Genomic DNA, 23901 nt, shown 5'->3' on the forward strand with positions numbered 1-23901 from the left:
CCCCCTGCCCCCTGCCCCCTGCCTCCTTCCCCCTGCCCCCTGCCTCCTTCCCTTTGCCTTCATACCCTATTTTTTCAGCAGGTAGTAAAACAACCAAACCAGCCGGCAATTTTTACCACAGAACAAACTTTCACTTATCAACAAGTGAGCGATCGCGTCTGTGATCTCGCCCAGCATTTACAATACTTAAATGTCATTCCCAATCAATTAATCGCAATTGTCATGGATAAGGGTTGGGAACAAGTGGTTGCAGCTTTAGCAATTTTCACCTCTGGCGCAGCCTACGTCCCCATAGATCCACAATTACCAGCACAGCGTCGTTTGCAATTATTGCAAGAAACCCAAGCACAAATTATACTCACCCAATCTTGGCTAGATAAAACTTTAGAATGGGCTGATCATCTGACTCGGATATGTGTTGATACTCTTGATACCGCAAACCAAGCAACCATACCCACACCCCAACAACAACCCACAGATTTAGCTTATGTAATTTACACATCCGGCTCAACAGGAACGCCCAAAGGTGTAATGATTGATCATCAAGGGGCAGTCAACACAATATTAGATATTAATCAACGCTTTGGCGTGACAGCAAAAGACCGAATTTTGGCGCTATCATCCCTGAGTTTTGATTTATCGGTATATGACATTTTTGGAATTTTAGCGGCTGGGGGAACAATTGTTATTCCAGAATGCGGTAACGATCCCACCCACTGGATGCAGCTAATTAACCAATATCAGGTAACAATTTGGAACTCAGTTCCCGCCCTGATGCAGCTTTTACTCGACTCCTCCTCCAGCCAAAATCAGACACTCCGCCTAACTTTACTCAGTGGTGATTGGATTCCTTTAACATTACCTGAACGCATTCGTAGCCAATTCAATCATCCGCAAATTATTAGTTTAGGTGGTGCAACAGAAGCATCTATTTGGTCAATTTTCTACCCCATAGATAAAATTGATCCTCATTGGAAAAGCATACCTTATGGTTATTCCCTCAGTAATCAACCGGTTTACGTCCTTAATCATTCCCTCGAACCCTCTCCCACTTGGGCTATAGGCGAAATTTACATCACTGGTTTAGGAGTTGCTAAAGGTTATTGGCAAAATCCAGAATTGACGGCGGAAAAGTTTATTAATTGGGAACAAATCAATTCAAAATTAAACCATCCCTCACTCAGCACTTTCTATAAAACTGGTGATTTAGGACGCTACTTACCTGATGGAACAATAGAATTTTTAGGAAGAGAAGATTTTCAAGTTAAAGTTAATGGCTATCGGATTGAGTTAGGGGAAATTGAAGCAGCTTTACAACAACATCCAGCTATAAACCAAGCTGTTGTGACAACTGCGGGAAATACACTCTCTCAACAACAGTTAGTTGCTTATTTGGTGTTACAACCAGAGGTAATTGTCAGCCAAAACATACTTAATTCTTCCTCTCAACTTGATTTTAAACTACAACAAAAGGGAATCAGAAAATTTGATCCTGGGGTGCATTCTGTAGCTTTACCTGGTGGTAAAACTTCTCAAGTCAATTTGCAGCGACAAAGTTACCGCCAGTTTTTAGCAGAAACTGTACATCTAAATGCTTTGGGTGAACTTTTGGAATGTTTGCAAATGCAGCAATTAGAAAATTCTCCCCTGCCAAAATATCGCTATGCTTCTGCTGGTAGTTTATATCCAGTCCAAACATATATTTATATCAAACCCCATCAAGTTGAAAATTTAGCTGCTGGTTTTTACTACTACCATCCCCAACAACATCAACTTATTTATTTAAGTGATACTACAAATATTGATAGTAGTATCTATGGCATCAATCAAGAGATTTTTACAGCAGCAGCATTTTCTATATTTTTAATTGCTAATTTAGCAGCTATTGCACCAATATACGCGGATAAATCTAGAGACTTTTGTTTACTGGAAGCGGGTTATATTGGTCAGCTATTAATGGAAAATGCCCCAAATCAGAATTTGGGTTTGTGTCCCATTGGTGATTTAGAATTTGATGCTATCCGGGAATATTTCGCTTTAAATGAACAGCAAATATTCCTACATGGTTTTGTTGGTGGTACTATCGATCCCAGTTGGAAAAATATTTGGCTATCACCAGAAACTTCGTCCAATAAAATCACGAAAACCGAATTAGTTACCCAAAAATTAAGGCAATTTCTCCAACAAAGATTGCCAGAATATATGATTCCCAGTCTCTATATTCCCCTAGAAGCGCTACCATTAACAGCAAATGGCAAAATTGACCGCCGTGCTTTACCTCAGCCAGAATATCAATTTACTCAGTCTAAACAGCCTATTATACCTCCCTCTACAGAATTAGAAATAGCACTAGCTCAACTGTGGGAAACTATTTTAAATGTAGAAGTTTCAAGTATTCACAATAATTTCTTTGAATTGGGAGGTAATTCATTATCAGCAACTCAGATAATTACTCAGATGCGGCAAAATCTCCAAATTGATTTACCCATTCGGGAATTTTTCCTCAAGCCTACCTTAACTGCACAAGCTGAATTACTCAAACATCAGTGGAAAACAAGACAAGAAATTACAATTGAGCCTATTGAACGTATTAATCCTCAAAAATTACTAGCAAATTTAGATGAACTTTCAGATGAAGAAGTAGAGATATTACTTCAAAAAATACAGTTAGAAGAGGATGATTTACTGCACGCAGAGAGGAAAGAGGAGAGATAGTTTGACATGAGGATGAAAATTAAAAACTTAATCTCCCAAACTCTCATTCTCCCCGCCTCTGCGCGAAACATAAAAATCTTATCTTGCTTGATTAACTTATGAATATTTCCTCATCCCAAAAACGCGAACTATTGGCGAAACTACTACTACAAAAAGCAGCTAAACAACATTTTCCGCTTTCTTTTGCTCAAAAAAGGTTATGGTTTCTCGATAAATTACAACCAGGATTATCTGTTTATAATATACCTGCGGCTTTGCGGTTGACGGGTAATCTCAATATCACTCGCCTAGAACAGAGTTTACAGTCAATTGTGTTACGTCATGAAATTCTCCGTACCAGTTTTACTGTAGTTAATGATGAACCTGTACAGAATATTGCTGCAAATGTCAAAATTAATCTACCTTTAATTGATTTGCGGAAATTATCACAGCCAAATCAAGCAGCACAAGTTAGACAGCAAGCTAAGTTACTTACAGAACAACCGTTTAAACTTACAGAATCGCCTTTATTGCGTGTTGTATTACTGCAATTAAGTGATATTGAATTTGTGTTGATTTTGGTGATGCACCACATTATTACAGATTATTGGTCATTTCGTGTTTTAGTCAGGGAATTAATATCAATTTATCAAGGTCAAACCCTAACAGAATTACCAATTCAATTTGCTGATTTTGCAACTTGGCAACAAAAATGGTTACAAAGTGAAGCTAGGCAGAATCAATTATCATATTGGCGGGAACAACTGCAAAATTATCCCCATGAATTATCTTTACCAACAGATTATCCCCGAAAGGCTATAAAAAATTTTCAGGGTGCAAGGCTATTTTTTACTTTATCACCAGAATTATCTGAACAATTGCAACGACTAAGCCAACAGCATAATTCTACAGTTTTTATGACGCTGTTAACAGCATTTAATATACTATTATATCGCTACAGTGGACAAGAAGATATATTAGTTGGTTCTACAGTTACTAGCCGCGATCGCTCAGAAATTGTCAACTTGATTGGGTTATTTGTTAATAATCTCATATTTCGCAGCAATTTATCTGGTAAACCCAGTTTTGTTGAACTTCTTAACCAAGTCAAAGAAACAGTTTTAGGTGCGTTATCTCATCAAGATTTACCTTTTGAGGATTTGGTAGAACAACTACAACCAGAGAGAAATTTAAATCAAAATCCTCTATTTCAAGTCATGTTTGTTCTCCATAACACACCCAGCCAAACTATAAACTTACCTGATTTAATAATCGAACCGGTGGAAACAGAACATTTCACATCTCGGTTTGATATCAGCTTAGATATGTACGAAACACCAAGGGGATTAAGGGGAACTTGGGAATACAGTACAGAATTGTTTCAACCAACAACTATTGAAAGGTTTAGTGAACATTTTCAGACAATATTATCAAGGATTGTTGCTAATCCAGAAAAATCCATTGTTGAATTATCATTATTAACACCAAAAGAGCAAAACTTACTCACACAGTGGAACGATACATTTACAGATATTCCTGAATTAACAGCTTATGAATTATTCAGTCAACAAGTAACTAAAACCCCAGATAAAATCGCCGTTATTTTTGGCGATGAGTCCCTAACTTATCAACAACTCGAACAAAAAGCCAGTCAACTAGCCGATTATTTGCAAAACTTGGGAGTACAAGCAGAAACAAGAGTAGGAATTTATTGCGATCGCTCCCTAGAAATGGTAATTTCGTTATTAGCAGTACACAAAGCGGGCGGTGCTTACGTTCCCCTCGATCCCAGTTATCCCCAAGAGCGTTTAAAATTCATAATTAACGACTCAAAAATATCAATCTTAATAACTCAAACATCCTTATTAAATAACCTACCAAAACACTCAGCAAAAATTGTCTGTGTAGACAACATCAAGCATGAAATTAACAATCATTCCCAATCACCAATCACCAATCACCAACTCGCCTACCTAATTTATACCTCCGGTTCAACCGGAACACCCAAAGGCGTGCAAATTTTGCACAGAAGTTTAAGCAACTTCTTAACCGCAATGTCCAAAGCACCAGGACTAACAGCAGCAGATAACCTTTTAGCTGTCACCACTCTAGCCTTTGATATTGCAGCCTTAGAGATTTTCCTACCATTAACAGTAGGTGCGTGTTTAGTCCTAGTAAAAAGGGATGTTACCCTGGATGGAGAGAGATTAGCACAAGCGATCGCCAAACATCAAATCACCGTCATGCAAGCCACACCCGCCACCTGGAGATTACTCTTAACCAGTGGTTGGGAAGGTAAACAAGACTTAAAAATCCTCTGTGGTGGAGAAGCATTAGATAACACCCTAGCCCAACAACTATTATCCTGCACCCAAGAAGTCTGGAACCTATACGGACCAACAGAAACAACCATTTGGTCAGCCGCCCAAAAACTCAGTATAGATCAACCAGTCACCATCGGTCATCCCATCGCCAATACCCAATTTTACGTCCTCGACCAACATTTACAACCCCTCCCCATAGGAGTACCAGGAGAATTATATATTAGTGGTGCAGGAGTAGCCAGAGGATATTGGCAACGCCCAGACTTAACAGCAGAAAGATTTCTTCTTAAAACTCCTCCTCTCTGTGCCTCTGCGCCTCTGCGTGAATACACCCTATACAAAACAGGCGATCGCGTCCGATATCTCCCAGATGGTAAACTAGAATACTTAGGTAGACTAGATAATCAAGTTAAAATCAGAGGATTTCGCATTGAATTGGGAGAAATAGAAGCAGTATTAACAGAACATCCCGCAGTAACCCAAGCAGTAGTCACAGTTAGAGAAGAAGAACCCCGCTTAGTAGCCTACATAATCCTCAACTCTCAGGATGCGGAAGTCAATGATTTACAACCATTCCTAGCCAACAAACTACCCAGATATATGATTCCTGGGATATTTGTCACATTGGCAGCCTTACCCCTCACACCTAATGGTAAAATCGACCGTAAAGCCTTACCTACTCCCGACCCGAAATCCTTTAAAAACGAAAACGAAGGTTTTCTCACCCCAACAGAGGAAGTTTTAGCGAGTATTTGGGCTACAGTGCTGGGTGTCGAATCGGTGGGTATTGAGGATAATTTCTTTGATTTGGGTGGTCATTCCCTCCTAGCTACGCGATTAATTTCGCAAGTGCGGCAGGTATTTGGTGTAGAATTGCCTTTGCGTCATCTGTTTGAAAGTCCCAGGATTGCAGATTTAGCGGGGGTAATTGCCCAAAGTCACAGGGAAACTAGCCCTATCTTGCCTATTCCTCGTACTAATAATTTACCTCTATCCTTTGCCCAGCAACGTTTTTGGATTTTGGCGCAGTTGGAACCAAACAGCATTGCCTATAATATTCCTCTGGCTGTACAAATTCAGGGCGATATTGACTTGGGTATTTTGCAAGCCAGTTTTGCGGAAGTAGTCCGACAACAGGAAATGTTACGGGCGAGTTTCTCCAGTTTGGATGGACAGCCTGTTTTAAGGATTGCTGATGTTTGTGATGTCCAGATTCCAGTGATTGATTTGCAAGGATTACCGGAATTTGAACAGCAACAGCAGGTGCAGGAGTTGGCGCAAAGTCAGGCGCAGCAGCCTTTTGATTTGGCTGATGGTTGTTTGTGGCGGGTGCGGTTGGTAAGATTGGGGGAGGGAAATCAGGTGTTGTTGTTGACTTTGCATCATATTATTGCTGATGCTTGGTCTGTGGGGTTGTTGGTTCGGGATGTGTTTCACGCAGAGGCGCACAGACGCAGAGAGGTGGAGAGGATTCAATATGTGGATTTTGCTTTTTGGCAGAGGGAGTGGTTGCAAGGGAGGGTTTTAGAGGAACATTTGCAGTATTGGCGGGGACAGTTGGAGTCTGCGCCTGTGATGTTGGAATTGCCTACTGATTATCCGCGTCCGGCTGTACAGTCTTTTCGGGGGTCTGTCTATGGGTTTGATATTTCGGCGGAATTGACTCAGGGGTTGAAAGGTTTGAGTCGGGTTTCTCATAGCACTTTGTTTATGAGTTTGCTGGCTGTTTGGAATGTGCTGTTGTATCGTTACAGTGGTAGTGATGATATTGTAGTTGGTAGTGCGATCGCTAATCGTAATCGAGCTGAAACTGAAGGGTTAATCGGTTGTTTTGCGAACACTCTAGCTTTACGTACTGACTTAAGTGAAAATCCTAGTTTTATGACTTTGTTGGCACGGGTACGGGCAACGGCTTTGGGTGCTTACGCCCATCAGGACTTACCTTTTGAACAATTGGTAGAAGTTCTGCAACCAGTGCGATCGCTTAGTTATACGCCAATTTTTCAAGTTATGTTAGTGTTGCAAAATTTACCTTTGCCAGAGTTAGATATGCCGGGAGTGCAATGGCAAGTGATTGATGCTGATAGTGGTACAGCTAAATTTGACCTAACTTGGGTAGTGAGGGAAACTGTCCAGGGGTTACGTTGTAAGTTGGAATATAATACCGATATATTCGCAGCCACAACAATTGAACGTTTAGCGGGACATCTAGAAACATTACTAGAGGCTGTAGTGGCAAATCCACAGCAACCTATTAGCGAACTACCTTTATTGACTATTGCCGAAAAACAGCAACTAGCACAATGGAACGCAACTCAACGCCAGTATTCTCAGCCCCAATGTTTACATGAGTTATTTGAGGCACAGGTTACAAAAACACCTGCAAGTATAGCCGTTGTTTGGGGTGAAAAACAGCTAACATACCAAGAATTAAACACCAAAGCCAATCAATTAGCCTGTCATTTGCAAAGTTTAGGTGTACAGCCTGAAACGCCTGTGGGAATTTGCGTTGACCGTTCCCTAGATATGATTATCGGCTTATTGGGTATTCTCAAAGCTGGTGGTGCTTACGTTCCCCTCGACCCCAACTATCCCCCAGCCAGATTAGCATTAATTATTCAAGATGCTCAAATGCAGGTGTTACTCACCCAGCAACAGCAATTAACCAAATTACCCCAACTAGAAATTCCCACAGTTTGCCTAGACTCCCCAATCCCCAATCCCCAATCCCCAGTCCCCAGTCCCCAATCCCCATCCAACCTCGCCTACATTATCTACACTTCTGGTACAACAGGCATTCCCAAAGGAGTCGCCATCACCCACCAAAGTCCAGTTACACTCATGTATTGGGCGCGAGAGATTTACTCAGCAGCAGAATTAACAGGTGTTTTAGCTTCCACTTCCATTTGTTTTGACCTTTCAGTATTTGAAATCTTTGTTCCTCTGAGTTGGGGCGGTTGTGTTATCCTGGCTGATCATGCCCTACAATTACCAGAATTACCAGCCGCAGCCCAAGTTACTTTAGTAAATACGGTCCCCTCAGCCGCCAGAGAATTGCTACGTTTAAATGGTATTTCTGCATCAGTGCAGACAGTAAATTTAGCCGGCGAACCTTTACCAAAATCGCTGGTAGACGCACTTTATCAACAATCGACAATTCAGCGAGTATATAATCTTTACGGCCCTTCCGAAGATACTACCTATTCTACTTTTACCCTTGTTCCTCCACATAGCCAACAAGCCCCCACAATTGGTAAACCCATCGCCAACACTCAAGTTTATATCCTAGATCAAAACCTGCAAACCGTTCCCATTGGCGTACCCGGTGAAATTTACCTCAGTGGTGCTGGGTTAGCAAGAGGTTACTGGAAGCGTCCAGAATTGACCGCAGAAAAATTTATTAATTGGGGAATGGGGAATAATCAACTTTATAAAACAGGCGATCGCGCGCGTTATCTTCCCGATGGTAATATTGAATATCTAGGTCGTTTAGATCATCAAGTCAAACTGCGCGGTTTTCGCATTGAGTTAGGAGAAATCGAAGCCGTACTCAACCAACATCCACAGGTAGCCCAAGCTTTAGCAATAGTTCGTAACGATAACCCAGAACATAGCCGTTTAGTTGCTTATGTTGTTCCTAAATCTCACATTGAAACAGCAGAATTAAAGCAATTTTTGGCAGAAAAACTACCTGCTTATATGTTACCAACTGCCTTCGTTATCCTAGAAACTTTACCTTTAACCGCTAATGGTAAAATAGACCGTCAAGCTTTGCCCATACCTGATTTATCACCAGTCACTACCACAGCAACCGCACCCCGGACACCCATAGAACAACAATTAGTTAACATCTGGAGTCAGGTATTAGGGATTGCATCTCTTAGTATTCACGATAATTTCTTTAGCTTGGGTGGTGATTCCATTCTCGCAATTCAAGTAGTAGCCATAGCAAATCAGCAAAACTTGGCATTGCGTCCCCGGCAAATGTTCCAATATCAAACAGTGGCAGAACTAGCAGCCATTGTAGACACCAAGATTATATTACCGAGTGACCAAGCACCAGTTACAGGAGAAATTCCTTTAACTCCCATTCAGCATTGGTTCTTTGAACAAAATCTCGTAGATGCACATCATTGGAATCAAGCAATTCTGTTAGAAGTAAAGCAATCTCTTCATCCTGAATGGTTACAACAGGCATTAAATCACCTATTAGCACATCATGATAGCTTGCGTTCCTGCTTTACAAACACCCCCGATGGTTGGCGACAATTTGCAGCAGCAAATCCAGTCCCTCTCCTCGCTTGCGGGGACGGGCTAGGGGTGGGGTTTTATCATATTGATATCTCAGAGTTAGCAATTCTCACCCCAGAAAAAGTATCAGAAACCATAACCAATGTTGCCAATGATTTACAAGCCGGCTTTGACCTAGAAACACCGCCATTGCTGCGTATCGCCTATTTCAACCTTGGTAAAAACCAAAATAATCGTTTACTCCTCATCTTCCATCACTTAATCATCGATGGCATCTCTTGGCGAATATTTCTTGAAGATTTGCAACTAGCATATCAGCAACTTAGCCAAAAACAAGAAATACAACTACCACCAAAAACCACATCTTACCAACAGTGGGCAATCAAACTTCAAGATTACACCTGGACAGGCGATTTACAACCAGCATTTAACTACTGGACATCTCCCCTTTGGCAGCAAATACCACCTTTACCCGGAGATTATGCCCCAGGTTCTAACACAATGGCAGAGGTAGAAACTTATTCTACATTTTTCACAGTGCCAGACACTAAAGCCTTACTTCAAAACGTTAACAACGCCTACCACACCCAAATCAACGACATTTTATTAACAGCACTTGCACTAACCTTTCAAAATTGGACAGGTGAAAGTCGTCTGTTAGTAGAACTGGAAGGACATGGCAGAGAAGATTTGTTTCCAAACATGAATTTATCTCGGACAATGGGTTGGTTTACAAACCTATTTCCGGTATTATTAAGTATAACTCCCTCTTCCGACTTAGGGGTTTACCTCAAAACAATCAAAGAACAACTGCGGCAAATTCCAGACCGTGGTATTAGCTATGGATTGCTACGTTATCTAGCATCCCCAACAATTCAAGCTACCCTGAAATCAAGACCTTTACCACAAATCAGATTTAACTATCTAGGACAATCTGACCAAATCTTCTCAGATAATTCCCTATTCACCCCAGCGCGTGAACTTATCGGACATAGCCGGAGTCCCAAAGGAAATCGCAACACTTTAATTGAAATTAATAGTATAGTCACCGGAGGAAAACTGCGATGTGATTGGACTTACAGTCAAAAAATACATCACCGTCAAACCATCACCACCTTAGCAGACAACTATCAACAGATACTACTTGCACTAATTCAACATTGTGTCACCCCGAATATTAGCGGGTTTACTCCTTCTGATTTCCCAGAGATGGATTTTACCCAAGATGAACTTGATAAATTGTTGGGAGAGTTATGAGAGGAGTTTTTTTAAACGCAAAGGTACGCAAAATAACCTTTTTTCCTTTGCGTGAAACTAAATAAATATTTGCATCACAACATCAAAACTAAAAATCATGCACCCCGTGGATAAACGCCAAAATATAGAAAATATCTATCCCCTATCTCCCATGCAGCAAGGAATGCTATTTCATACCTTGTTAACACCACAAGTAGGCGTGTATGTACCACAAGTTTGCTTGTATCTGGACGGAAAACTAGATATAAATAATTTACAAACTGCATGGAATCAAGTTGTGAAAAATCATGCAGCTTTACGCACAGCCTTTTATTGGGAACAGCGAGATAAACCTTTCCAAGTTGTATTTAAACAGGTAGAAATTCCTTGGAATTTTATTGATTGGCAAGGAATATTAGAGGCAGAAATTAAGGTAAAATTACAGGAATATTTACAGGGCGATCGCACTTTAGGATTTGACCTCAAACAACCGCCCTTAATGCGTTTTACTCTGATTCAGCTATCAGATATTAAATATATTCTCATTTGGACACAGCATCATTTAATTCTTGATGGTTGGTCATCAGCATTAGTAATTAAACAAGTTTGGCAAAATTATTATAATTCCCCATTTTATTATCCTAATTCTCGTCCCTACAGTGACTACATTTCCTGGTTACAGAAACAGGATAAAATCGCTGCTAAACAATTTTGGCAAAAGCAACTTCAAGGATTCACCACACCTGCTTATCCCCTCTCTTTGTCAAGAAGTGAAAGCAATAACTTCACACCCCAAGAACAACATCGCAACCTCACCCCTACTCAAACCACTTCTTTACAACAGTGGGCAAAACAGCAACAATTAACCCTCAATACTCTTTTACAGGCTGCTTTTGCTATATTATTAAGTCGTTATTGCCACACCACAGATGTAGTATTTGGTGCAACTTCATCAGGACGACCCACAGCCCTCCCCGGTGTAGAATCAATGGTAGGGTTATTTATCAATACCTTGCCGGTGCGAGTGCAAGTCTCAGCAACAGAGAACTTAGTTGCATGGTTGCAAAAGTTACAAGCACAACAAGCAGAAGCTTTAGACTATGAATACACGTCTCTCTTGGAAATTCAAGAATGGAGTGAACTTTCACAGGGAATTTCACTATTTGATAGTATTTTAGTATTTGAAAATTATCTCGTTGATACATCGGCAATTCCAGAAAATCAAGAATTACGTATTGTTGATATTCAATCTTTGGAGTGGACAAGTTTCCCTTTAACGGTGTTGGTTTCTGTGGGAAATCAATTATCATTGAAGGTGAAATATGACCGCAGCAGATTTACAGATCATACTATTACTCAATTATTAGAGCATTTCTGTATTCTGTTATTAGGCATGATTCAACCAGTGCAAACTGTAGGGAACTTACCTTTATTAACTCAGCAGGAATACGAAAGCATTCAGCAATGGAATCAAACAGAAGCATATTATCCCCTAGAATCTATACATCAGCAATTTGTCGCCCAGGTAGAATGCACACCAGATAATATTGCTGTGGTATTTGAGGATAAACAACTTACTTATAAAGAATTAAATCAACGCGCCAATCAATTAGCCCACTATTTACAAACTTTGGGAGTGCAACCGGAAATCCCAGTGGGAATTTATATTGAACGTTCCTTAGAAATGGTGATTGGGATATTAGGTATTCTGAAAGCTGGAGGTTGTTATGTTCCTCTAGATCCTGCTTATCCTGTTTCTAGGTTAACATATATCATTGATGAAACTAATATTTCAGTATTATTAACACAATCATCTTTATTAGATAAATTACCTCATTATTCTGGTAAAATTCTTTGTTTGGATACAGATTGGCAGGAAATATCCCAGACATCTGAAAATAACCCCACCACCTTAGTTAATCCTGACAATGCAATTTACATCATATATACCTCTGGTTCTACTGGTACACCCAAGGGAGTGATTAATACTCATAGAGGTGTGAGTAATCGGTTGTATTGGATGCAGCAACAGTATAATTTAGAGATAGGAGAACCAGTTTTACAAAAAACCCCCTTTAGTTTTGATGTTTCGGTGTGGGAATTTTTCTGGACATTACTTAACGGTGGTTGTCTAGTAATGGCTAAACCAGAAGGACACCAAGATACTAATTATTTATTAGAGATTATTGAACAGCAGCAAATCACCACATTACACTTTGTGCCGGCAATGTTGGGAGTATTTTTAGAAGAACCAAATTTAACTGCAAGTTGTCGCAGTGTCAAGCGGGTAATTTGTAGCGGTGAAGCCTTATCAATCGAGATTCAAAATCGCTTTTTCCGCAGTTTAAATGCAGAATTATACAATTTATATGGACCCACAGAAGCTGCAATTGATGTAACTTATTGGCAATGTCAACCCACAAATGATTTACATACAGTACCTATCGGTCGTCCTATTGCTAATACCCAAATTTATCTGCTGAATGAAGATTTACAACCAGTCCCGTTAGGTGTCCCTGGTGAAATTTACATTGGTGGTGTGGGAGTTGCACGGGGTTATTGGAATCGTCCAGATTTAACGGCGGAAAGGTTTATTAATCAATTCAAAATTAAAGACTTAGTTACTCCAAAGTCAACACTTAACACTCTCTATAAAACAGGCGACCTTGGCCGTTATTTACCTGATGGTAATTTGGAATACTTGGGGCGATTGGATAATCAGGTAAAAATTCGGGGATTGAGAATTGAGTTAGGTGAAATTGAAGCGGTACTAAATCAACATCCTGATATTCAACAAACAGTTGTGATTTTGGACTCCAAATCCTCTGAAAATCAGCGTTTAGTTGCTTATATTGTGCCTGGTTCAACTAGCACCGAGTCAGAATCTTTCACTCAAGAATTACAGAAATTTCTGTTATCTCAATTACCAGATTATATGCTGCCGTCAATATTTTTAGTGTTGTCAGCGTTACCTTTATTGCCTAACGGTAAAATCAATCGTCAAGCTTTACCTCAACCTGAGACTGTACGCCATGCTAATCAAGCATATCTTGCACCGCGTAATTCTACAGAAACGCTGGTTGCTAATATTTTGGCGGATGTGTTGCGAATCGAACGCATGGGAGTAGATGAAAACTTTTTGGAATTGGGGGGAAATTCCCTCTTGGCAATTCGGGTAACATCACGATTGAGGGAGGCTTTTCAATTGGATTTACCTTTACATAGTGTGTTTGAAAAACCAACAGTTGCTGGACTTGCAGAACGAATTCAAATTCTACAACAAACTATTCAACAAATGCAAACTACCCCATCTGATCAACCAGGGCGTAAGGAGATTTCGCTATGAAGACCATAGAAAAATTTCTGGCACACCTTTACAGCCTAGATGTGAAACTGTGGATAGAAGATGCTAATTTGCGGTGTAGTATTCCTGAAGATGTGCTGACGGATGAACTTGGTGTAGAATTGCGATCGCGCAAACCTGAAATTATCAATTTTTTACGTCAAGCTAAGTCTTCTGCAATCAATTATTCACAAGCAATTTTACCAGCAGAACGCCATGAAAATCTGCCCCTTTCTTTTGCTCAACAAAGATTGTGGTTTTTAGAACAATTGCAACTGGGGAATGCTACATATAATTTACCCACGGCAGTGCGATTAAAGGGGAATTTAGATGTTAGGGTATTAGAGCGATCGCTTAATGAAATTATCCAGCGTCATGAAGTATTACGGACACAATTCAAAACCGTAAATGGCAATCCTATTTTACAAATTCAGCCCAATGTCACTCTTCCCCTAATTGTCGTCGATTTACAAGCATTTAATCCCCTAGAACAAGATGAAGAAGTCCGCCAACTCGCCTTAAAAGCAGCACAGACACCCTTTGATTTAGCCACAGATGTACTATTGCGGGTGAAAATTCTCCGTTTGGCTAAAGATGAAAACGTAGTGTTATTTACCATGCACCACATCATCTCTGATGGTTGGTCAATGGAAATATTAATTAAGGAATTAGCAACCCTTTATAATGCCTTTAGTACCAATCAACCATCCCCCTTACCAGAGTTAGCAATTCAGTATGTTGATTTTGCAGTTTGGCAGAGACAATGGTTACAAGGAGAAGTTTTAGACACGCAACTAGACTATTGGCGACAACAGTTAGGCGGTATTCTGCCAGTATTACAATTACCCACCGACTACCCCCGTGGACGAGTACAAACATTTCGGGGTGCAATTGAGTCTTTTTCTCTCTCTCCTCAGTTGAGTCAAGACATTATCAAAATAGCAAAAAGTGCAGGTGTCACCCCCTTTCTTACCCTCCTCACAGCTTATAAAATCCTTCTGCATCGCTACACCGGACAAACAGATATACTCGTTGGTACTCCCGTAGCTAATCGCCATCGTCGGGAAATCGAAGGTTTAATTGGCTTTTTTGTCAACACATTAGTTTTAAGAACAAATCTCACAGATAATCCTAGTTTTCAGGATTTATTGCAACAGTTAAAAAATACCACTTGGCAAGCTTACGATCATCAGGATATACCTTTTGAGAAATTAGTAGAAGTTCTGCAACCAGAAAGAGATTTAAGCTTTAATCCTCTATTTCAGGTAAAATTCCGCTTAGAAAATGCTCCCACAGAAAAATTAGCATTACCGGGGTTAACTCTCACACCTCTAAATCGTACAGAAGCCAGCGCCAAACTAGATTTAAGTTTGGATATGTACGAGACATCAGCAGGTTTTGTGGGTGCATTTGAGTATAACCGAGATTTGTTTGCACCAGAGACAATTAGCTGCATGGTAGGACATTTTCAGACTCTACTAACAGCGATAGTTGACAACCCAGAAAAACGGATTTCCGAATTACCATTACTTACAGAAAGTGAAAGGCAAAAAATCCTCATTGATTGGAATCAAACTCAGGTAGAATTTCCCAGTCATTTAACTTTTCAGGATTTATTTGCAGCGCAGGTAGAAAAGACACCGGATGCAGTAGCGGTTGTATTTGAAAATCAGTCTCTTACTTATAGAGAACTCAATCAAAAAAGTAATCAAGTTGCCCATTATTTGCAAAAAAAAGGAGTGAAACCAGAGATAATTGTGGGATTATGTGTAGAGCGATCGCCATTAATGATCATCGCTTTACTTGGTATTCTGAAAGCTGGTGGCGCATATCTTCCCCTAGACCCCAATTATCCCCCAGAACGTTTGGGATATATGTTGGCTGATTCCCAAGTTCCGATTTTGCTCACAGAAGCAAATCTGAAATTTTCCACTCCCCCAAACTATGAAATAATCTATTTAGATACAGACTGGGAAATAATTTATCAATGCAGCACAGAGAACCCAGAAAGCGAAGTTACACCAGAAAATTTAGCTTATTTAATCTATACTTCCGGTTCCACTGGTAAACCCAAAGGCGTTTTAATTCCCCACATTGGCTTAACAAACCTCACAAAACATAAAATAGAAATTTGTGATGTTCATCCAGGTGATTGTGTACTGCAATTTTTCTCACTCAGCTTTGATGCTTCCATTCCCGAAATCATCATGGCCTTGGGAAGTGGTGCTAAACTTTGTCTCGCCAAATCAGAATCTTTACTACCCGGAGAAACCTTACTACAACTGCTACAAAATAATGCAGTTACTCATATAACTATTACCCCCTCAGCCCTGTCTCTACTTCCTTCAGCAGATTTACCACATTTGCGAATGATATTAGTAGGAGGGGAAGCCCCCTCACCTGAATTAATCGCCAAATGGTCAGAAGGAAGACGCTTTATTAACGCTTATGGACCCACAGAAGTAACAGTTAACGCCAGCATGGTACTTTGTGGTAACGGTCATCCTTTGCTTCCCACCATTCGCCCCAGTGCCAATAAACAACTATATATATTAGATAATTATTTACAACCAGTTCCTATTGGTGTAATTGGTGAACTTTACATTGGTGGAATTGGTTTAGCAAGAGGTTATTTGAACCGTCCAGATTTGACAGCAGAAAGATTCATTAAAAACCCATTTAGTCAGTTATCAGTTATCAGTTATCAGTCAACAGTCAACAGTCAACTCAGACTTTATAAAACCGGCGACCTTGCTTGTTACTTACCTGATGGTCGCATCAAACTGTTAGGAAGGATTGATAATCAAGTAAAAATTCGTGGTTTTCGCATTGAACCGCAAGAAGTAGAAACAGTATTGTGTCAAAATTCTGGGGTGCGTGCTGGGGTAGTAATTGTCCGCGAAGACCAACCAGAACAGAAGCGTTTAGTTGCTTACGTTGTTCCCAATGAAGAAACCAGGGAACAGGGAAAAGAAAATTTACTTAGTTCCCAGTCTCTCCGCAGCTTCATGCGCGAGAAGTTACCAGAATATTTGGTTCCTAGTGCATTTGTGCTGTTGAAGGATTTACCCCTAACACCTAACGGTAAAATAGATATCCACTCTCTCCCCGCACCCGAAGAAATACTCTCAACATCTGAATTTATTGCCCCTCGGACAGAAATTGAAGCGCAATTAGCCAATATTTACACCCAGATACTCAACTTAGAAAAAGTCAGTATTCACGATGACTTTTTTGAATTGGGGGGACATTCTCTCATTGCTACCCAATTAATTTCTCAAGCCTTACAGGTGTTTCAAGTGGAACTAACTGTAATGGATTTGTTTGATGCGCCGACAGTAGCAGGTATGGCGGAACGAATTTTGCAAAGACAATTAACGGCGGAAGTTACAGTGACATCTGAAACCGGAGACGATGAACGGGAGGAGTTTGAAATTTAATGATGAACCAATTAATTTACCTGAAACCCAATGTCATCGTTGAACCACTTGTCAATCAGTGGTATGGGTGGTCATACTTAATTTCTCCCGCTACAGCCGCAATGTATATTGCTCATTCCCATCTACCAATTATGCAATCTTTTGTAGCTGCACCCCAGGTACATCAAGATGCTTTAAAAAATCCGGCGATGATTGGCGGTCCTTTCATTAACTATGATTCCAGTCGAGTTGAGGATATACAGATATTACTAGAGACAACCCAAAAACAGCAAGCGCACCTGCTAGAACTGGCGCAAGCAATTCAAGATTTAGAAAAAATATTAGCTGAACATACTCAGGGTTATTCCTTAGAGCCTTTGTATGGGAAAATTCCTCAAGCCTTACGTGGATATGTGGAATTGGTGCAAGATAGCAACAATTATCCGTCAATTCGCTTTATTGAAGGGTTACTTTATCGCAGTCCATATTATAATCCCGCCAATCAATCGGTGAATTTGTACTTGGGTGATGGAGATAAACGGGCTTTTGTTTTGAGTACACCACGCTTACCAGATGAGCAGAGTATACATCTAAAAACGGCATTTAGCGATCGCGCACTTGACCAACTCTTTCAAATGCGTCACACTCCCCAGCCCTATGAAGATATTCGAGATACCCTCAAAATTCAACCCCAGCAAGAAACTCTATTTGCAGACTTTTTCACCACCACACCCCCCAAACAAGAACCAGACTACAGAGGGGAAGCTGTCCGAGTTCGTTATTTTGGTCATGCGTGCGTTTTAATTCAAACTGAGTCCATTAGTATTCTTTGTGACCCCATCATTAGTTATCCCGATGATTCTGGAGATAATCGTTACACATACCAGCATCTCCCCCCGGTGATTGACTACGTTCTGATCACCCACAATCATCAAGACCATATAATGTTAGAAACACTGTTGCAGTTACGCCACAAAATTCAAACTGTGGTCGTTCCTAAAAGTAATAAGGGAACCTTAATTGACCCTTCTTTAAAATTGATGCTGCAACAAATTGGGTTTAAAAATGTCCGTGAAATTGACGAATTAGAAGTAATTTATCTTACCAAAGGTTACATAACCGGATTACCATTTTTAGGAGAACATGGAGACTTAAATATTGCTGCAAAAGCTGCGTATTTAATTAATCTCAAAGGACGTTCAATTCTATGTGCCGCCGATTCTAATAATATTGACCCCCAACTGTACAGCCACCTACAGCAAATTTTTGGCGATATCGATGTATTGTTCATTGGTATGGAATGCGGTGGTGCGCCTTATACGTGGGCTTATGGGGCATTATTAACTAATCAAGTCCCGCGAAAAATTGCCCAAACACGACGCTTAGATGGTTCTGATAGTAGCAGGGCGATCGCCTTAGTGCAACAACTCCACCCCCAGCAAGTATACATTTATGCAATGGGTCAAGAACCTTGGCTCACCTTCATCACCTCAATTATTTATACCGCAGAATCCAAAGCCATAATCGAATCTAACCAACTCATAGCATATTGTCATAGCCAAGAAATTCTTAGTAAACGCCTCTTTGGTTGTGAAGAAATCTTCCTAAAACCAAACCCTAAAACCTCATCAATTATAGGAAATATCAAAACTCACACCCTTTTACAACCGGAAGTTTGGGAAGGAGTATCTTCAATTCAATCATTTCTCTTTGAATTGCAGCATCTAGATATTCGCATTTGGCTAGAAGATAGCGATAGCATACCCAAACTACGCTGTAACGCTCCCAAAGGAGTTTTAAAACCCACCTTAAAAGCACAATTACAGGAACGCAAAAGCGAAATAATCGAATTTCTGCAAAACTCTGGAAAAACAAAAGTAGAAATAGATTGGCAACAAGAAACAACCCTCGATTCAACAATTATTCCTTCTTCCTCATCTTCCTTATCCCCCGCAGCTTCCTTATTACTATTAACAGGTGCGACAGGATTTATCGGCGCATTTTTACTACAAGAACTATTAAATAAAACCACCGCCTCAATTTATTGTTTAATCAGAGCCGAAAATATTGAAACAGCAAAACAAAGAATAGTCAAAACCTTACAAAACTACCAAATTTGGGATAACTCATACTCAGAAAGAATTATTCCCATAGTAGGCGACTTAGCCAAACCAAAATTAGGACTATCTGCACTAGAATTCGCCAACTTAGCCAACCAAATAGACATAATTTATCATAATGGAGCAAAGGTAAATCATACAGAACCTTACAACCGTTTAAAATCCGCCAACGTGTTAGGTACACAGGAAATTTTCAGACTAGCAAGCCAGAGCAAATTAAAACCTGTACATTTAATTTCCTCAACCAGCATTTTTGCAGCCAATAATCATACTAACTTACAGGTAACAGAAGATGATAACTTAGATAAATATAGTATCCCTATTGGTGGATATGCTCAGAGTAAATGGGCAGCCGAACAATTAGCCATAACTGCCATAAACCGAGGAATACCAGTCAACATCTACAGATTAGGAGCAGTTTCAGGAGATAGTAAAACCGGAGCATTTAATCAAGACGACTTTCTCTATAAACTGCTTCTAGGCTACGTGCAGTTAGGCAGTATACCAGATACAGCTATGCCCTTAGACATCTTACCAGTAGATTACGTCTGTACTGCCATTATCGAACTATCAAAAATAGCATCTCAGCCTCAAATTTTCCATATCATCCAACCAAAACCTGTCTCCTCAGAGATGGTTTTTGAACAACTAAAAAAAATCGGCTTTAAAATTGAGAAAATTTCCTACCAAGAATGGAGAAACAAAATATTAGAAATAGCCCAAAATTCCCCAGAACATATCCTATATCCACTAATTCCCCTACTACCGAAACAAAGAACCACCCATGAATCACAACCCAATACTAAATTGCAAATTGACAACAAAAAAACCCAAAACATCCTCAATCAACTAATCACCCCACCCACCATCAACGAAAACCTAATACAAACCTACCTCTCCCACCTCATCCAACAAAACTGGATTAAAAAACTCCCTTAAACCTCCGCGAACCTCTGCGTTTAAAAATCATGATATCAAACACACCAAACCATACAGAATACGATACCTGGGCATGGCTATATAACCAAACAATGGGGCCAGAATATTGCCAAAACCAACTAAAACCCCTAGAAAAAATCCTCCTCCCCCGACTAAACCAAAACGCACAAATCCTAGACTTATGCTGTGGAACAGGACAACTAGTGCAAATTTTAATTAATCAAGGATATCAAATAACAGGCATAGACAACTCCAAGCAAATGTTAAATTATGCCCGTCAAAATGCACCCAACGGCAAATTTATACTAGCAGATGCGCGTTCCTTTGAACTTCCCCCATCCTTTGAAGCAGTTTTTTCTACAAGTGCGGCACTCAATCACATCATGACAATTCCCGAACTTCAGCAAGTCTTTCAAAGAGTATATTCAGCCCTCAAAGATAACGGCTGGTTTCTCTTTGATATCAACCATCATCAACAAATGCAACGCTGGTGGAGAGGCAAAATTGTCGAAGGAGAAATCGAAAAAAAATACGCTTGGATGCTGACACCAAACTATAACCCCGAAAAACGTAAAGGCTACTTTCAAGTCACTATGTTCCAACAAAAAACCAAACCATCATCTACACCTTTACTGCGAACAATATGGCGTTTATTTTCCCCAATATTAAACCACCGATTTTTATACAAACTCCGAATAAAATTCCTAACTGCATTTCAAGCCAAAGAAAAAAATTGGCAAAAAATGGCTGAAAAATACCCCGTCAGAGGACATATCCCCGAAGAAATCAAAACTGCATTACAACAAACAGGCTTCACCGACATTCACATCCTCACCCTAGAAGGAAACCCCACAATAGACGATAGACACTCAGCATACTTCCTATGCCGTAAACCCATAAATATTTAACTTTTCTTCCTTTGCGTTTAAGGGACTTATAAGAAATAAATTATCCAAATAAACGTTCGCGTAGCGTGCGCGTAGCGCATACCACAGAGACACAGAGGACACAGAGTTATGAGACTTTGAGAGTTAGGTGATTGAGTATTTTTTTATTTGGAAGTCCCTAACGTACTTCGTACTTCGCTTTGCTGATGCGTGAGCTTAAAAAAACCATGACAACAACGAAAAACCCCCCACAACAGTATCTAGAAACATTCATCCAAAAATATACTCAACGTACCCAAACCTCCAAAAACCTAGCCCAAAAACATCGGCAAATATTAGCCGATAAAACCTCAATTGGCATCAAATTCACCCCAGAAATCAAAGAACTTTGCTACCCTATTGCTGTAGAAAAATCTAATGGTTCTCGACTGTGGGATATTGATGGCAACGAATACATAGACATTCTTATGGGGTTAGGAACTAACTTATTTGGACATAACCCCCCATTCATCCAAACAGCCATCACCGAACAACTACAACGAGGAATGCACATTGGTGTCCAAAATACAATAGCTGGAGAAGTAGCCCAACTCATCAGTGAATTAACAGGTGCAGAACGCGTCACCTTTAGCAACACAGGTACAGAAGCAGTGATGACGGCTGTACGTATAGCCCGCGCCGCTACAAAACGTTCAAAAATAGTGATTTTCACCAATTCCTATCACGGACATTTTGATGCTGTACTTGTACGGGCAACAATGACAGAGTATGCTAAAAAAGCTGCTCGTCGCGTCATGGCAGCGAAATCCGGTAGTTTTCTTGGTAGACTACTACAGCCAATTCAAGCAGGTTTAGCAGCCAACCTCAACCCCAAAGCCGTACCCGCCGCCCCAGGAATTCCGCCCAGTGCAGCCGATGACGTGCTGATTTTAGAATACGGTAATGAACATTCCTTAAACTTAATTCGCAAACACCGCCAAGAAATTGCAGCTGTTTTAGTAGAACCTGTACAAAGCCGTTTTCCCGAACTCCAACCCCGCGAATTTCTGCAACACTTGCGACAAATCACCCAAGAACTGGGAATAGTCCTAATTTTTGATGAAATGGTGACAGGTTTTCGCATCCACTCCGGAGGAGCGCAAGCATATTTTGGTGTAAAAGCAGACATTGCTACATATAGTAAAATAGTTGGAGGTGGGCTACCACTTTCGGTAATTGCTGGCAAAGCAAGTTATATGAATTACATAGATGGTGGACAATGGCAATTTGGTGATGATTCCGCCCCTCAAGTCCCCACAACCTTCTTTGCTGGGACATTTTGTAAACACCCCCTCGCCCTCGCCGCCGCCCATGCCACCTTACAACATCTCAAAACATCGGGTATTGCATTACACCAAGCTTTAAATGAACGAACTACGCAGCTTGTCAGTAATTTAAACGCTGATTTGGCACAACAAAATATAGCCATTAAGTTTACCAGCTTTGGGTCATTTTTTGCTGTAGCTACTTCCCAAAGCGCAGTTCCCCCAATGGCGATGAATCTACTTTCCTATCATCTCATAGAAAAAGGAATACACCTGCGCCAAGGAGACAAAGGCGGATTTCTTTCCACAGCACACACAGACGAAGATATTAACCTCATCAAAAAAGCATTTATCGAGAGTATTAAAGAATTGCAAACCCAAGGATTTATCAACAACTAAAAGAGGAATAAAACCATGCCACAAATCGGAAAATACTGCAAAGCTTATCGACTACAACAACTGCGTCAATATAAAAACTGGCAAGAGAACCCAAACCTCCAACAACAACTAACAGAAGATAGTATTCTCTACCTACAAGAAAACTATGTAGTAACAACCGGAATTTATCTCGACCAAAACATCATATTTGATCACATCACCCCCGAATGGCAAGAATTTTGTCAACAAACCTTACAATTCACTATAGCAATCCTAAATGAGACGTGAACATCTTTTATTTCTCTATCTCTGTGTCCTCTGCGTCTCTGCGGTATGGCTAACGCCACGCTCCGCGAACGTTAAAAAAATACCGTTAAGAATTCAAATAGGATTGCTATATTCCCACCTCCTCATAAAACCTCCGCGTACCTACCCTCCGGGAACGCCTAAAGGCGAATGCGTAAACCTCCGCGCCCCTTTGCGTTAAAAACCAAACCTCAACATGAAACTAGAACTCCTAACCCCCTGGGAACTCCCCATCAAAAGTAACTTAACTCAAAACAATCAAATTCAAATTCAAAAAGTGTTGAAAGAACTATTAACAGCACTAACTCAACCCAATATTCAACAAAATATCACCATCATCGAAAATCTGATCATGGAATTTGAAATATATGATGTATTCACCCCCGAAATAACATCAACAAACACAACATTAAAATATTGGGAAATTGAAGACTTTGATACTTACTTTCAAGTAAATCATGTCCAAAGCACCGAACCGGAAATATGTTTAGTAAAAAGTTTATTATCCACAATTAAAACATTTTTATGCTTAAATCAAAATAACATCAACTTAGATGTAACTCAAATCAACTTACAACGAGAAGGTTTTTTAACTTATATTTATTTATTAGGGCGAGTTTTTCAGCTTGAACTAGAGTTATGAACAACTTAAAAATTGAAGCACAGGAAATTTGGCAAGGTTTTCACTGGTCATTTTTTA

9 protein-coding genes are annotated in these 23901 nt (G+C 40.1%); all 9 read left to right on the forward strand.

Annotation, left to right across the window (positions count from 1 at the left end; genetic code table 11):
* The coding region (locus VB654_RS07960) for an amino acid adenylation domain-containing protein (RefSeq protein ID WP_323213149.1) at nucleotides 1-2715 on the forward strand (2715 nt) is incomplete at its 5' end.
* Between the two features lie 98 nt (nucleotides 2716-2813).
* Nucleotides 2814-10526 (forward strand): non-ribosomal peptide synthetase, encoded by a 7713-nt coding sequence (locus tag VB654_RS07965; RefSeq protein WP_323213150.1) that lies wholly within the window; start codon nucleotides 2814-2816, stop codon nucleotides 10524-10526.
* Nucleotides 10527-10623: 97 nt separating this feature from the next.
* Nucleotides 10624-13851, forward strand: a complete 3228-nt coding sequence (locus VB654_RS07970; protein WP_323213152.1) for an amino acid adenylation domain-containing protein — start codon at nucleotides 10624-10626, stop codon at nucleotides 13849-13851.
* Nucleotides 13848-17288 carry an amino acid adenylation domain-containing protein gene (locus tag VB654_RS07975; RefSeq protein WP_323213153.1) on the forward strand — a complete coding sequence of 1147 codons (3441 nt, stop codon included), beginning with the start codon at nucleotides 13848-13850 and terminating at the stop codon, nucleotides 17286-17288. Before VB654_RS07970 ends, VB654_RS07975 begins: the two co-directional genes overlap by 4 nt.
* Nucleotides 17288-20326, forward strand: coding sequence for a thioester reductase domain-containing protein (locus VB654_RS07980; protein WP_323213155.1), 3039 nt, complete (start codon nucleotides 17288-17290; stop codon nucleotides 20324-20326). The genes VB654_RS07975 and VB654_RS07980 overlap by 1 nt, the downstream gene beginning before the upstream one ends.
* 29 nt (nucleotides 20327-20355) lie before the next feature.
* A complete protein-coding gene (locus VB654_RS07985; protein WP_323213156.1) occupies nucleotides 20356-21234 on the forward strand; it encodes a class I SAM-dependent methyltransferase in 879 nt (292 codons plus the stop codon).
* A gap of 206 nt (nucleotides 21235-21440) precedes the next feature.
* Nucleotides 21441-22916, forward strand: a complete 1476-nt coding sequence (locus VB654_RS07990; RefSeq protein WP_323213157.1) for an aspartate aminotransferase family protein — start codon at nucleotides 21441-21443, stop codon at nucleotides 22914-22916.
* 15 nt (nucleotides 22917-22931) lie between these two features.
* On the forward strand, nucleotides 22932-23183 hold the full coding sequence (locus VB654_RS07995) for a hypothetical protein (RefSeq protein WP_323213158.1): 252 nt from the start codon (nucleotides 22932-22934) through the stop codon (nucleotides 23181-23183).
* Between the two features lie 214 nt (nucleotides 23184-23397).
* Nucleotides 23398-23844 carry a hypothetical protein gene (locus VB654_RS08000; RefSeq protein ID WP_323213159.1) on the forward strand — a complete coding sequence of 149 codons (447 nt, stop codon included), beginning with the start codon at nucleotides 23398-23400 and terminating at the stop codon, nucleotides 23842-23844.
* Nucleotides 23845-23901 lie beyond the last annotated feature (57 nt).

Source organism: Nodularia sp. UHCC 0506, assembly GCF_034931045.1.
GTDB lineage: Bacteria > Cyanobacteriota > Cyanobacteriia > Cyanobacteriales > Nostocaceae > Nodularia.

Bases quoted from the DNA above. Each gene is read 5' to 3' on its own strand.
- VB654_RS07995 (WP_323213158.1), top strand. From the start codon at position 22,932: ATGCCACAAATCGGAAAATACTGCAAAGCTTATCGACTACAACAACTG.
- VB654_RS07970 (WP_323213152.1), top strand. From the start codon at position 10,624: ATGCACCCCGTGGATAAACGCCAAAATATAGAAAATATCTATCCCCTA.
- VB654_RS08000 (WP_323213159.1), top strand. From the start codon at position 23,398: ATGAAACTAGAACTCCTAACCCCCTGGGAACTCCCCATCAAAAGTAAC.
- VB654_RS07965 (WP_323213150.1), top strand. From the start codon at position 2,814: ATGAATATTTCCTCATCCCAAAAACGCGAACTATTGGCGAAACTACTA.
- VB654_RS07975 (WP_323213153.1), top strand. From the start codon at position 13,848: ATGAAGACCATAGAAAAATTTCTGGCACACCTTTACAGCCTAGATGTG.
- VB654_RS07985 (WP_323213156.1), top strand. From the start codon at position 20,356: ATGATATCAAACACACCAAACCATACAGAATACGATACCTGGGCATGG.
- VB654_RS07990 (WP_323213157.1), top strand. From the start codon at position 21,441: ATGACAACAACGAAAAACCCCCCACAACAGTATCTAGAAACATTCATC.
- VB654_RS07980 (WP_323213155.1), top strand. From the start codon at position 17,288: ATGATGAACCAATTAATTTACCTGAAACCCAATGTCATCGTTGAACCA.